Source organism: Brevibacterium aurantiacum (assembly GCF_900169065.1).
Classification (GTDB): Bacteria; Actinomycetota; Actinomycetes; order Actinomycetales; family Brevibacteriaceae; genus Brevibacterium; species Brevibacterium aurantiacum.
The window spans coordinates 96,883-109,515 of the sequence record NZ_FXZB01000012.1 but is presented as its reverse complement, the minus strand read 5'-3'; the positions used below and the strand labels follow the sequence as shown (position 1 = coordinate 109,515).

14 protein-coding genes are annotated in these 12,633 nt (G+C 62.6%); 2 read left to right on the top strand and 12 right to left on the bottom strand.

Going from position 1 to position 12,633, the window contains the following annotated elements; genetic code table 11:
• Nucleotides 1–11 precede the first annotated feature (11 nt).
• A complete protein-coding gene (locus BAUR9175_RS10010; RefSeq protein WP_009884184.1) occupies nucleotides 12–734 on the top strand; it encodes an alpha-ketoglutarate-dependent dioxygenase AlkB family protein in 723 nt (240 codons plus the stop codon).
• Nucleotides 735–774: 40 nt separating this feature from the next.
• Here the strand turns inward: BAUR9175_RS10010 and BAUR9175_RS10005 are convergent, their stop codons facing one another.
• From BAUR9175_RS10005 to BAUR9175_RS09980, 6 genes are read right to left on the bottom strand one after another with little or no spacing between them, the layout of a single operon-like run.
• A complete protein-coding gene (locus tag BAUR9175_RS10005) occupies nucleotides 775–1,179 on the bottom strand; it encodes a cation:proton antiporter (RefSeq protein ID WP_009884183.1) in 405 nt (134 codons plus the stop codon).
• Nucleotides 1,179–1,439 carry a monovalent cation/H+ antiporter complex subunit F gene (locus BAUR9175_RS10000; RefSeq protein WP_009884182.1) on the bottom strand — a complete coding sequence of 87 codons (261 nt, stop codon included), beginning with the start codon at nucleotides 1,437–1,439 and terminating at the stop codon, nucleotides 1,179–1,181. The genes BAUR9175_RS10005 and BAUR9175_RS10000 overlap by 1 nt, the downstream gene beginning before the upstream one ends.
• The gene (locus BAUR9175_RS09995) at nucleotides 1,436–1,834 is read right to left on the bottom strand and encodes a Na+/H+ antiporter subunit E (protein ID WP_371860660.1); all 399 of its coding nucleotides are present in this window, start codon (nucleotides 1,832–1,834) and stop codon (nucleotides 1,436–1,438) included. Before BAUR9175_RS09995 ends, BAUR9175_RS10000 begins: the two co-directional genes overlap by 4 nt.
• A complete protein-coding gene (locus BAUR9175_RS09990; RefSeq protein WP_009884180.1) occupies nucleotides 1,831–3,348 on the bottom strand; it encodes a monovalent cation/H+ antiporter subunit D family protein in 1,518 nt (505 codons plus the stop codon). The genes BAUR9175_RS09995 and BAUR9175_RS09990 overlap by 4 nt, the downstream gene beginning before the upstream one ends.
• Nucleotides 3,345–3,677 (bottom strand): sodium:proton antiporter, encoded by a 333-nt coding sequence (locus BAUR9175_RS09985; RefSeq protein WP_009884179.1) that lies wholly within the window; start codon nucleotides 3,675–3,677, stop codon nucleotides 3,345–3,347. Before BAUR9175_RS09985 ends, BAUR9175_RS09990 begins: the two co-directional genes overlap by 4 nt.
• Complete coding sequence (locus tag BAUR9175_RS09980) at nucleotides 3,674–6,748, bottom strand: DUF4040 family protein (RefSeq protein ID WP_101583664.1); 3,075 nt, start codon at nucleotides 6,746–6,748, stop codon at nucleotides 3,674–3,676. The genes BAUR9175_RS09985 and BAUR9175_RS09980 overlap by 4 nt, the downstream gene beginning before the upstream one ends.
• 124 nt (nucleotides 6,749–6,872) lie before the next feature.
• Between BAUR9175_RS09980 and BAUR9175_RS09975 the strand changes: the two genes are divergently transcribed.
• Nucleotides 6,873–8,003 (top strand): glycosyltransferase family 4 protein, encoded by a 1,131-nt coding sequence (locus BAUR9175_RS09975; protein WP_101583659.1) that lies wholly within the window; start codon nucleotides 6,873–6,875, stop codon nucleotides 8,001–8,003.
• 18 nt (nucleotides 8,004–8,021) lie between these two features.
• Here BAUR9175_RS09975 and BAUR9175_RS09970 read toward each other — a convergent pair whose 3' ends face one another.
• The 6 genes from BAUR9175_RS09970 to BAUR9175_RS09950 form a co-directional block, all read right to left on the bottom strand.
• The gene (locus tag BAUR9175_RS09970; RefSeq protein WP_101583657.1) at nucleotides 8,022–8,618 is read right to left on the bottom strand and encodes a histidine phosphatase family protein; all 597 of its coding nucleotides are present in this window, start codon (nucleotides 8,616–8,618) and stop codon (nucleotides 8,022–8,024) included.
• Complete coding sequence (gene rsfS / locus BAUR9175_RS09965; RefSeq protein WP_009884175.1) at nucleotides 8,615–8,977, bottom strand: ribosome silencing factor; 363 nt, start codon at nucleotides 8,975–8,977, stop codon at nucleotides 8,615–8,617. The genes BAUR9175_RS09970 and rsfS overlap by 4 nt, the downstream gene beginning before the upstream one ends.
• 44 nt (nucleotides 8,978–9,021) lie before the next feature.
• Nucleotides 9,022–10,425 carry a hypothetical protein gene (locus tag BAUR9175_RS09960; protein ID WP_009884174.1) on the bottom strand — a complete coding sequence of 468 codons (1,404 nt, stop codon included), beginning with the start codon at nucleotides 10,423–10,425 and terminating at the stop codon, nucleotides 9,022–9,024.
• Complete coding sequence (gene nadD / locus BAUR9175_RS09955; protein ID WP_035279184.1) at nucleotides 10,418–11,023, bottom strand: nicotinate-nucleotide adenylyltransferase; 606 nt, start codon at nucleotides 11,021–11,023, stop codon at nucleotides 10,418–10,420. Before nadD ends, BAUR9175_RS09960 begins: the two co-directional genes overlap by 8 nt.
• A 1-nt stretch (nucleotide 11,024) precedes the next feature.
• Nucleotides 11,025–11,189, bottom strand: a complete 165-nt coding sequence (locus BAUR9175_RS19360; RefSeq protein WP_009884172.1) for a hypothetical protein — start codon at nucleotides 11,187–11,189, stop codon at nucleotides 11,025–11,027.
• A 151-nt stretch (nucleotides 11,190–11,340) separates the two neighbouring features.
• Nucleotides 11,341–12,630 carry a glutamate-5-semialdehyde dehydrogenase gene (locus BAUR9175_RS09950; protein WP_009884171.1) on the bottom strand — a complete coding sequence of 430 codons (1,290 nt, stop codon included), beginning with the start codon at nucleotides 12,628–12,630 and terminating at the stop codon, nucleotides 11,341–11,343.
• Nucleotides 12,631–12,633 lie beyond the last annotated feature (3 nt).

The window sequence follows — 12,633 nt, the reverse complement described above, 5'->3', positions numbered from 1 at the left end:
ATCGTCCTGCCATGGAGTCACTCTTCGCCGACGAGGCCTTCGACCGCCGCCCCCGTGTCATCGCACCGGGGGCGGTGTGGGTACCGGGGTTCCTCGATGCCGCTGCTCAGACCTGGATCATCCGGCAGTACGCGAAGTGGCAGTCGGGACCGGTGCCGGCACATGCGACGTCGATCGCCGGGCATCCGATGAGTGTGAGAACCATCGGCCTCGGCTGGCACTGGCAGCCCGGCCGCTATGATCGGCACGCGCGTGACGTCAACGGCCAGCGCGTCCTGTCGTTCCCGGATTGGATGACTCGCCTGGGCCGCCGAGTCGTCTCCCACGCCGCCGAGGTGGTCGCCGATGATCCCGACTCCCCCGCTGATGCACCCAACCTGTGGGGATTTCTGCCCGAGGAATACAGTCCCGATGTGGCGCTCGTCAACTATTACGACGGTCAGGCGAAGATGGGAATGCACCAGGACAAGGACGAGCTCGATCCCGCTCCTGTCGTGTCACTGTCCCTCGGTGACACCTGCATCTTCCGGTTCGGCAACACCGACAACCGCAACAAGCCCTATGAGGACATTCGTCTGGCCTCCGGCGATGCCTTCGTCTTCGGAGGGCCCGCCCGCTTCGCTTTTCACGGGGTGACGAAGATCCTCGACGCTACCGCACCCGAGCACGGACGGCTGGATCACCTCGGCGGGGGCAGGATCAACATCACGATGCGCACCACCGGCAGGAACTAGCCTGTCGGGGTCCCGAACTCAACTGCCAGGACCCACCAGATCAGGCCCCAGCCCTCGGATGATCAGGATAGTCGGGGTCGTCGTCAACGATGCCTGCTGGTGGGCGGGCCAACCGATTCGGCGCTGTCTTGCGGTAGACGGGCTGCCCGGAGAGCACACTGGCTCGCGAAAGCGTGTTGCTGGCCACGGACGAGACGATGATCAGGCACAGCACGGCGATGAGGGCCATGAGCAGCGAGCCCCAGCTGAATCCCTCCGAATGAAGGTCATAGACGTAGGCGGCCGCGACGATCAACGGCATCCCCAGGCCCGTGGCCGGTGAGAACACGTTGATCCGGGACAAAGCGTCACGTACCCGGAACATCGCAATTGCGGAGAACAGCATGAGCAGGGAGCCAGTGATCCCGAGAATACCGACCAGAGTGGTTGCCACAGCATCATTCATCAACGCAACCCCCTCGTGAGGATCCGCGACAGTGCGATGGTGGCAAGAATGCCGACCATGGACGACAGGAAGATCGCGTCGAGGATGATCGAGGAGGAGACGAGAATTCCGAACATGGTGAGCATGCCGATGGCGGAGAAGTACATGAGATCGCTGACGATCGCGCGTGAACCTAGGTCCTTGGCGGTCAGCACGCGGACCAGGCCCACAATGACAGCCGCGGCGAGGATGATGATGCAGATGCTGACGACGATGGTCATGGGCTTCCTTCCTCGTGTTCGACCTCGGTGACGGTGCTTGCGGCAGTCGTTGGAGCCCGGCCTCGCGTCATCGCGAGCAGACGCGACTCCATGTCGTACAGGCCCTCCAATGCGGATTCCTCGGAATCTTCGAACAGGGCATGGACGAAGAGCACCGGCGGCTGTGTGGAGGTACCTGCGGCAATGGCCGTGACCAAGGTTCCGGGGGTGATCGTGATCGACGAGGCGAACATGGTTACCTCAAGGTCGGTGACGCACCTCAACGGGACCTCGACGATCATCGGCTGCGCGTACTGACCGGGCCGGAACAGTCGGGTGACGATGGTCGCCGACCCGGTCACGATGGCCCAGCCGATGTAGGCGAGATAGGCGATGCCGTGGACGAATCGCATCATGGCGTCGTCACCGCCTCGATGTAGGCGCTGTGGTCGAGCAGCCCAGCCGCGGCGCGGGCAGTGATCTCGAACAGCGGCTCGGGGTAGACGAAGATGGCCACGGACACTCCGATCATGATCGTACCCGGGACCAGCAGGCGTGCGGGAATCCGGACGCTGTTCGGAATGGGCTCGGCCGGGGCGCGGCCGGTCTCAGCCGAATCGGGGCGGTACGTCTGCATCGGCGGTCCCCAGAAGGTGTTGCGCCACATGCGCTGGAGAGTGAGCAGACTGATGACCGCTCCGATCACGATCGCCGCGACCAGCCACCAGCCCAGTGCATCTCCGCTGCCGGTGGCGGCCGTGATGAGTCCGACCTTTCCCCAGAGTCCGGAGGTCGGTGGGAGGCCGATAAGTGAGAACAGGCCGAGGACCATCAGGATCGTCGCCCACCTCTCTCTGCCGGCCAGCCCGGTCAGCTTTTTGAACGAGCCGCTGCCGTAGGTCTGTTCGACCGCTCCCATGATCAGCAGAAGGCCCGACATCGTGATCATGTGGTGGACCATGTAGAAGGCTCCTGCGCCCAACGCCGTCGAGGTCAGAAGCACAACACCAAGCAGAATATGTCCGACGCCGCTCGTCATCTGGAAGGCGAGGACATTGCGGACCCTGTTCTGCCCGATTCCGGACAGCGAACCGATGATGATGCTGGCCAAAGCGATGATGACGATGACGTTGACCCAGGCAGCAGGCTCGCCGTACATGGTGGTGTAGATCCGGTAGATCGCGTAGAGGGCGACCTTCGAGTGCAGACCTGAGAACAACGACATCATTCCGGCCGAGGTGTTCGGGTAGCTGCGCACCAGCCAACCGTGGAAGGGTGCGCCCCCGGCTTTGATGATCAGCGCGAAGAGGACGACGCCGATGGCCAGAGCCCCCTGCCCGGTCGGTGCCCCCATCTCGGCGAGGACCGCGATGTTCACGGTGCCCGTGGCTCCGTAGACGAAGCCGACACCGATGAGCAGGATCGTCGAGGTCAGGAGGTTGACCATGACATACATGCGACCCACGCCGAGGCGGCGCCAGGTTCCGGTGACCGCGATGAGTGCGTAGGCCGGCAGCACCATGACCTCGACGAAGACGAAGAAGTTGAAGAGGTCCCCTGTCAGCAGTGCACCGTAGACGCCGGTGAGCATCATCAGGATCAGGGCAGGGACGAAACGGTACTGGTCCTCACCCGTCGTGATCAGGAAGATGCAGCTCGCGATAGCGGTGGCGGACGTCAGTACCAGCATCAGAGCGGTGAATGTATCGGAAACGAACGGGATCGCCAACCCGGGGACGTAGCCGCCCACAGAGTGGGCAAGAACCGGCTCATGTTGGTGGACGAAGAGCAGCACGACGCCGAATATGCCGACGAAGCTCGGAGCCGCCAGCAGCAGGACGCGATCGACGGTGCGTGAGGTGATGAGCACGCTCAGGGCTGATGCCAACAATGGCACGCCGATGAGCAGGAGGAGGAGTGCCGGATTCATGATTCGCGCTCCTCCCCGGTCTCAGGGGCCCGTCTCTGATCATCGTCGTGGCCGAGAACAGCGAGTGCAAGCATGAAGATCGTCACCGCCAGGGTGATGACGATGGCGGTGAGAACGAAGGCCTGCGGCAACGGGTCGGCTGCCACGCTCTGGTCCCCACGATTGCTCAAGGGCTCGACGCGCCAGGCGCTGACCCCTGCGGAGAGCAGGATGAAGTTCGCAGCATGGGAGATGAGTGTCAGTCCGAAGACGCCTCGGACCATGGATCGCTGCATCATCAGATACACGCCGCCTGCGGTGAGCACACCGATCGTGAGGGCAAGGATCATTTCGCACCCTCCTGTGCATCTGTTGGTGGCTGATCCGGTTGAGTGTCGCTCGACCGCTCTATGGGCGCATCGCCGTGCAGGATATGCGTTGACGAGGCCTTGACCTTCGCATCGGGGTTGCCGGCCCTTGATCGACGTTCGTGAGTCGGACGTTCCCCTCTGATCGCGTCCATCGGTCCGCTCAGCTCTCCGTATATCAGTTCGTCGGCACGCTCGCGGGTCAGTTCCACGTCACGATGGATGATGCCATTGGTGAGAACATCGTCGCCAGCGGGCGTGGCCGCAGAGTCCGAGACGCCGAGGATGTTGAACGACAGCAGGATCAGTCCGACCACCGCCAGATATACCCCGAGGTCGAAGATCATCGATGTTGTGAAGTGCTGCCCGAGGAAGTAGCCGTGCATCGGCTCGAGGAACGAGCCGGCGAAGATGAGACCGATGAAACCGGTGGCCACCGCAGTGGCGACACCGAACCCGATCAGGTACAGCGGCGCCTTCGGCGGACCGATCGCTCGGTCCTTGGCCGTCGACATGTACAGCAGTCCGATGACCGCTGAACCGACCAGCGCCGCGATGAAGCCTCCGCCGGGTTCGTTGTGGCCGCGCCAGAAGATCACGAGTGAGGTGATCGCCAGCAGGGGGCCGAGGATCTTGATCGCGAGCTTAGGCGGTATCACGTTGGGCCAGGCCTCATGGACGGCTCGATAGGCGGTTGTGCCGCGGGGTCGGATGGAGACCCAGGCCTGCCGCGGGGGTTCGGGAATGTTCTCGGCGGGCGGGTCGATGAACTTGTCCTTGACCGTCGACATCACCGCAACGATCGCGATCCCGGCCATGCCGAGGACGGTGAGCTCTCCGAGTGTGTCCAGGGCACGGAACTCGACGAGAATGGTATTGACGATGTTGTGTCCGCCGCTGATGTCGGGGGCGTTCTCAATATAGAACTGGCCGAGGTCGGACCGTTCTCGGCGTCCATTCAGAGCCAGAGTCAGTACCGTCGCTGCGAGGCCGACGATGATCGCAAAGATCGCCCGTGTGGCCTGCAGACGCTTGGGATATCTCCAGAACGAACGCGGGAGCTTCTGCAGCACCAGCATGATGACGATGATCGTCATCGCCTCGACCAACAGCTGGGTAAGGGTGACGTCCGGGGCGCCGAGTGCCAGAATCTGCACGGTCGCCAGAATGCCGACTCCGGAGAGGGCCACGACCGTGGTCAGACGCGAATGCGAGGTGCAGACGACGAGGACGGCGATGGTGATAAGGACAAGGAGAACGATGTCGATGGGACGCCACAGACCTTCCTGCAGCGGAGGCAGCTCCGGATAGATGATCGGCACCGCGGTGAAGGCGAGCACGGCGAGACCGCCCAGCGACATTGCCAGGTAGGGACCGGAATTCATCGGCTTGACGAAGACGCCGAGGCTTCGGCCGGCCCTGCGCAGGGCCCAGGTGAGACCGTTGATGACGTCGGCTCCATCGAAGCCGAGGGTGGCGCGGTGGAAGAAGACGAACACGCGGGACCGATTGAGGATGATGATCACACCGATCGCGATGATCAGCAGTGAAGCGATGAGTTCGACGTTCACCCCGTGCCACAATGCCAGATGTACGGAACCCGTTGATTCGTACAGGGCAGCCCTGACCGCCTGGCTGATGGGGTTGTCGAAGACGAACAGTGCGAAACTCAGCGGAAGCGAGGCGAGGATCGGCACCGCGGCGGCAATAAGCATGACCGGAGAACCGTGACCCAGACGCGCTCGCTCCACAGGCTTGCCGTCGATGAACGCACCCCACACGGTCTTCGCGCAGTAGGCGAAAGTGAGCACCGAGGCACCGACGGCCACCAGCAGAGCCGCCCACCCGGTCCAGGCAGAACCGGGAGTATCGCCGAAGGCAGTGAACAGTGCCTCCTTCGACACGAACCCGAGCAGCGGCGGTATGCCCGACATGGAGGCACAGCCGACGATCATGACGATGAACGATGCCGGTGCCGCGCGCATCAGTTGTGGAATTCGGGTCAGTTCGCGGGTTCCGGCGAGGTGATCGACGACGCCGACCATCATGAACAGACCGGATTTGAAGAGGGCGTGGGCGATGACGTGCAACGTCGCGGCGGCGATCGCTGCCTCGGAGCCGATGCCGATCACCGCAGTGATGAGTCCCAGCTGAGAGACCGTGGAATAGGCCATCAGCTTCTTGACGTCGTATTGATTGAGGGCGAACCACCCGCCGATGCAGGCAGTGATCAGACCGGCGACGATGAGCAGAGTGTTCCACGCCGGCGTGGCATGGAATGCCGGGGTGAAACGCAACAGCAGGAAGATGCCGGCCTTGACCACGGCGGCCGCGTGCAGATACGCGGAGACCGGAGTAGCAGCGGCCATCGCATCGGGCAGCCACGAGTGGAACGGGAACTGAGCCGACTTGGTCATCGCTGCAACGGCGATGAGGACTGCGACCAAGCTCGTCACCGGCGATTGGGCTGACCAGACCGGCGAGCTCAGTGCCTCGTGAACGTTCGTGGTGCCGGTCACTGCGATGATCACACCGGTGGCCACCAGGAGGGACAATCCGCCGATGAAGGTGATGAACATGGTGCGCAGCGCCGGCGCTTGACCGGGCGAGCCGGACCTGGCGATGAGGAAGAACGAGGCCAGGGAGGTCAGCTCCCAGCAGACGAAGAGCACCAGAAGGTCGTTGCTGAGGACGAGCATGACCATCGAGAAGGTGAAGATCACCATCAGCCAGTAGAAGCTCGTGTTCCGTCCACGTTCCAGGTATCCGGTCGAATAGACGAAGACGACGGCCCCGATGATCAGCGCGATGTAGGTGAAGATGACGCCGATGCCGTCGGCGCGCAGCGCCAGGTCGACACCGAAGGTGGGAATCCACTGGTAGCTCACTTCCGGGGTGGACCCGGCCATCGCCTCGGCGGCGGTGGGGGTGAACAGGCCTGCGATGCCCAGGTAGGCCGCGGCCAGGAGCCAACCACTGGCCCGGCCCAGCACACGCGTGATGAAGGGTGTGACAATGATGAGGGCGGCGAGAGCGACAACCGTTAGGATCATGGTCGAGACCTCAGGGCCCCGGACGCAGGTGATGCTTCCTTCACTCACTGACCCTTCGACAAAAAGAACGCAGACTCTGGCAGACGCAGACTTACAGATGATCAGACTATCGACTCGGAGTTCCATGAGCAAAAGCACAGGCCGCCCTCAGACGAGCGACACGATCCGCGTGTTCTTCGATGCTCGCTTCACCCGCACAACCCATCATGACGGCATCTCCCGTTATGGTTCATGCCTGCTTGAGGCCCTGCTCAACGCCGTTGCCGGAACTGACATCGAGGTTACTGCGATCATCAGTGACGAAGATCAGCTCGCTCTTCTGCCGAAATGCCGGTGGGTCAAGCTCAACTCCCCCACCTCCGCAAAGGAGGTCGTCATCGCCAAGAAGCTCAACGACCTCGGCGCCGACGTCGTCTTCTCCACCATGCAGGTCATGGGGTCCACGGGACGCCGCTACGGGCTCATTCTCACCGTCCACGACCTCATCTACTATTCGCATCCCCTGCCCCCGGCAGATCTCCCGGCAGCTGTGCGACTGCTGTGGCGGGCCTACCACCTCAGCTTTGCCCCGCAGCGACTGCTGCTGGGTCGCGCCGACGCGATCGCAGCGGTGAGCCAGACGACGAAGGGGCTCATCGCCGATCACCGCCTGTCGTCGAAGCCGGTGACCGTGGTCTCCAATGCCGCCGAGGTTGCTGTTGCCGGATCCAGGTCAGTGAACCGACACGATGCACGGTCTTTGGTCTACATGGGTACGTTCCTGCCGTATAAGAACGTCGAAACCCTCATCGGTTCGCTGCAGCACCTGCCGGGGTGGACCCTGCACATTGCCAGCCGCATCGACGGAAGGCGCGAGGCCGCGCTGCGAGCTCTCATCCCTGACCGGGCGAAGGTGATCTTCCACCGAGGTGTCAGCGATGAGGAATACGCTGCGCTGCTCGAGGGTGCGACCGCTCTGGTCACGGCGTCTCAGGAAGAGGGATTCGGACTCCCCGTCATCGAGGCGATGGCCCAGGGTGTGCCGGTGGCGATCTCGGACATTGCGATCTTCCACGAAATCGCCGGGGACGCCGCCGTATACTTCGACCCCGATGATGCCGGTGACGTGGCGGCTGGGATCGCTCGCCTCACCGATGCGAAGCTGTGGTCAGAACTCTCTGCTGCGGGCCAGAAGCAGGCAACGTCTTTCGACTGGAACTCATCGGCTCAGGCGCTGATAGGAATGATCCGCCAGGTGCACGCACTGCGACAGTAGGCCCGGTGGGCGCGCGTGTCAGGAAGGAACAGTGCCCCAGCTGCGCAGGATCCAGTTGGTTCCGGTGAACGCGAATTCCCCGTGTCCGCAGTTGCCGAGGACAGCCAGACGACCGGGCCCGTCCATGCCGAGCAGCAGTTCTGCAGCTGCCCGCAGGACCGCGCCGTGAGCGGCGATGACGATCGTCTGTGCTTGAGTTCCATTGACGATCTCGGTGATCGCCGAGGCGACGCGCTGGCCTGACTCGGATCGTGATTCCCCGCCGGGAGGGTTCATATCGGCTCCGCTGAGCCATTGTTCGAGTGCGTCGGGCCAGGTGGTGCTGAGTTCGTCGCGAGTGTGGCCTTCCCACTGGCCGAAGGCAGTCTCCCGCAGACGGTCATCGCGGGTCACCTGGATGTTCAGACGGGAAGCCAGTTCGTCGGCCGTGTCAGCGGCTCGTGACAGGTCTGAGGAGACGATGAGTTCAGGTGCCAGTTCGCTGAGGTAGCTCGCTGCCTGCGCTGCCTGTCTCCGGCCGAGGTCGTTGAGGGGGATGTCGGACTGCCCCTGGAACCGGCGTTCGACGTTGTAGTCCGTCTGGCCGTGGCGCCAGAAGATGACGGTCTTGGTCATCGAGCGTCGTCAGCGCCGGAATGTTCCGGCAGCTCCAGATCAATGACCGGGCAGTCCTTCCATAGACGTTCGAGCGCGTAGTATTCGCGCTGTTCGGGCGAGAAGACATGGACGACGATGTCGCCGAAGTCGAGCAGCACCCAATCACCGCTCCCCCGGCCTTCACGACGCAGGGGTGTGCGACCATAGGTCGTCTGCACAGCTTCTTCGACAGCGTCGACGATCGATCCGATCTGCCGATCGTTCTCCGCTGAGATGATGAGGAAGGCGTCAGTGATGTAGAGAGTGGCACTCACATCAAGAGCCACCTGATCGGTGCCGAGCTTGTCGTCCGCCGCACGTGCGGCGGTCCTCAGCATTTGGGTTGATTCAACGATCTCGCTCACAAGAGCCTTTCAGATGATTACAGCAACATGACCAGTGCAATGACGATGAGTGCGACTGCGAAGAGCGCAGCGACACCCAGCACTACATAGGGTACTTTGGATGGTTCTTCGCCAACAAGAATGCGACCGTCGTGACCGGTGACCTCGCTGGCGCGGATGCGCGTTCCCGGAGGATTCTCGGTCTCTTCGTCCTCATAGTCAGAGTTGGGCAGTGCCCAGGCCTCTGGCACGGTCTCCATCGGACGTGTTTCCGGATTGGCTGCCAGCGCGCGGGCGGCATCATCGGATGAGGTCGAAGACTCTTCCGCGGACTGTGCCTCGGGAACAGGGGCGAATCCGTTCGCGGTGCTTCCGGTGCCCGGCGTGCCAGGAGCCGAGGAATCGACTTTCGAGTCCCTCGTCTCGTTCGAGTCCCGTGCCTCATTCGAGTCCGAACGGTTCGTATTCGGCCCGCCGGATCCCGGGCGAGCATCGGTACTGGTGTCTGCGTCGTCGACTGCAGGAATCTGGGCCGAGGCAGCCGTGACGACTCGCACTCCCGAGCTGCTCGGCGGCTTCACGATGGGCATCCGTCGTGAACGGCTCGTCTCGCCGGTCTCTTCCTCGGTCTCATCGGTGAGCGCATCGGCGTCGACACGCTCATCGCGGTCCCCGTGTGCGGGCTGCTCGGGCGCCGCTGTCGCGGAGTCGGCTGTCTCAGCTGAAGCGATTTCGGCAGCGGGAACCTCGTGCTGCTTCGGCGCCGAGGTGGCTCCGGGGGCAGGTGTTCCTGCGATAGGTGTTGCCGTTGGCTCTTCGACGTCCAGTTGCTCAATCGGCTGGGACAGTGCGTCCTGTGGGTCATCGTCGAGAGCGGTGGGACGGGGGGCCGAATCGGCGGTGACGGGAGCTTCGAAGTCTCGTGCGGCGACTTCATCAGCCGATCCGCCGAATCCTGCCGCATCAACGGAATCGCTGTCGGTGACAGCTGCGCTGTCCGGACCCTCTGGGGAGGTCTCGTCCTCTGCTGTCTCCTCGGGCCCGGCGATGACCGGAATCGCGCCGGTGGAGACGTCGCCTTCCAGGGACAGCCCGTTGTCGCGCAGGTACTTCTTTCGCGCGGTGCGTGATTCGAAATGAGGCAGTGGGGCTCGTTGCGGGTCGAGGCGGTCCTCGGTGTCGACAGGAGCTTGTGATTCCTGCGGCTGGTCCGTGACCTCAGCAGGCTCCGCTTCCGATCCGGTCGGCGTTGGCTCGGGCGTCGTCGTTCGCGGCTCCGGCGCCTGAGCGGGTGCGGGCGGCGGGTTCAGCAGTTCGGCCCGATTGGTCGGTGACGGTTCGCTCGGCTGCTCAGGTGTCTCTCGTGCTTCGAACGCCTGTTCTGCAGCCAGCCGCTCGGCTTCTCGCCTGGCGCGACGTGACGTGAACTGCTCCTCAGCCATTTTCACTCCTGTACAACTCGTATTTCGCGATGTACTGAACGACCCCATCCGGTACGAGATACCAGACAGGCGCCCCATCCATCACCCGTAGTCTGCAATCCGTGGAAGAGATCGACAGTGCAGGAATCTGCACCAAGCTCAATCGATCCACCGGAAGACCTTCACTGCGAAGTTCGTGTCCCGGTCGGCTCACTCCGACGAAGTGAGCCAAGGAAAACAGCTCATCTACATTCTTCCACGTCAGAATCTGAGCCAAAGCGTCCGCGCCGGTGATGAAGAACATCTCTGTGCCGGTTCCGTAGCTTCTGGCCAGGTCACGAAGCGTATCGATCGTGTAGGTCGGCCCCGGGCGATCGACGTCGGCCCGGGAGACGGTGAAGCGCGGGTTGGACGCGGTTGCGATGACTGTCATCAGATACCGATGTTCGGCGCTGGTGACCTCTTCGACGTCCTTCTGATACGGACGGCCGGTGGGCACGAAGACCACCTCGTCGAGATCGAAGGTCGACTGCACCTCGCTGGCGGCGACCAGGTGACCGTGGTGAATGGGGTCGAAGGTGCCGCCCATGACACCGACCCTGCGTGTTTGCTTTGCCATATCAGTGGCGGTTGGAGATGCCCTTCCACGACCGCGTCACTGCTGCCATCGAGAGGAAGATCGCGAGGGTGATGAGTCCGAAGAAGATCGGGTCCATCGGCAATTCGGTGTGGTGGGCTGCCTTCTCCGCGCCTTCGGCGACGGTGGTCAACAGTGCTGCATTCACGTGTTCTCTCCTTATCAGTGATGCTGACGCGGTGTGTCTGCGTCACAGTGCTTATGGCTTCAGTTTCTCATGAACTGTGAGACAAGTGGACATCGACATGAGGTTGAGCGTGATCGGAGTTCGCCGTCGGCGCTCTCTGACCTGGGCCGTGTCAGTTCCGGATCTGTCCATTGCCTATCATGACCCATTTCGTGGTCGTCAGCTGTTCGACGCCCATGGGTCCACGGGCATGGAGCTTCTGGGTTGAGATACCGACCTCGGCGCCGAAGCCGAGCTCTCCCCCATCGGTGAATCGTGTGGAGACGTTGACTCCGACCGCTGCGGCATCGATGGCTGTGACGAATGTCTCGGCGTTGTCGAGGTCCTTGGTCACGATCACCTCGGTATGGCCGGAGGAATAGGCGCGGATATGCTCGATGGCTTCGTCGATTCCCGACACGACCTTCACCGCGAGTTCGAGGTCCAGATATTCCTTCGCCCAGTCGCGTCGAGACACGCGCTTGACCTTCATCGTCTCTGGTGCCAGTGCCGCGACGGTGGTGTCGGCGTGCAGAACGACCCCGGCCTTGTCGAGTCGGTCGAGGATCTTGGGAAGGACGCGCTTGGCTGCCTTCTCATGAACCAGCAGAGTTTCCAACGAGTTGCAGACACTGGGTCGATGCGTCTTCGAGTTGACGACGAGGTCGACCGAGTTCTTCACCGTAGCGGATGAATCGATGAACATATGGACGTTCCCGATTCCGGTTTCGATGACCGGAACCAGCGATTCCTGCACCACAGTGTTGATGAGCTCGGCACCGCCTCGTGGAATGAGGAGGTCGACGTAGTCACGCGCGTTCATGAGCACTGTGGCGCCGTCGCGTCCGTATTGGTCGATTCCGTTGATCGAATCTGCGGGAAGACCTGCCGACTCCACGGCTTTGCGCAGCACAGAGACGATCTCAGTGTTGGTGTTCTGTGCGGCGGAGCCTCCGCGCAGCACAGTGGCGTTGCCGGCCTTGAGTGCCAGGATCGCGATGTCGACGGTGACGTTGGGGCGAGCTTCGTAGATCGCGCCGATCACGCCCATCGGCACACGGTTCTGGGTCAGACGGATGCCGTTGGGCAGGACCCTTCCGACCACGACGTTGCCCACGGGGTCGTCAAGATCGATGATCGTTCCGACCGATGTGGCGATGGCTTCGATGCGATCATGATCGAGTCGAAGTCGGTCGAGGAGACCGGCGTTCATCCCGTTGTCGATACCGGCGGCGATGTCGACTTCATTGGCTTTGACGATTCGGTCTGAATTCTCACGCAGAGCATCTGCGATCGCGCGCAGACCGGCGTCTTTCTCTGCCGTCGACGAGGTGGCCAAGTGAGCTGCGGCGCTCTTGGCGTTGCGGACGACTCTCGTCACACCCCGGACGGTCTTCGGGTGTATCTCGGATACAGCGGTCATGGA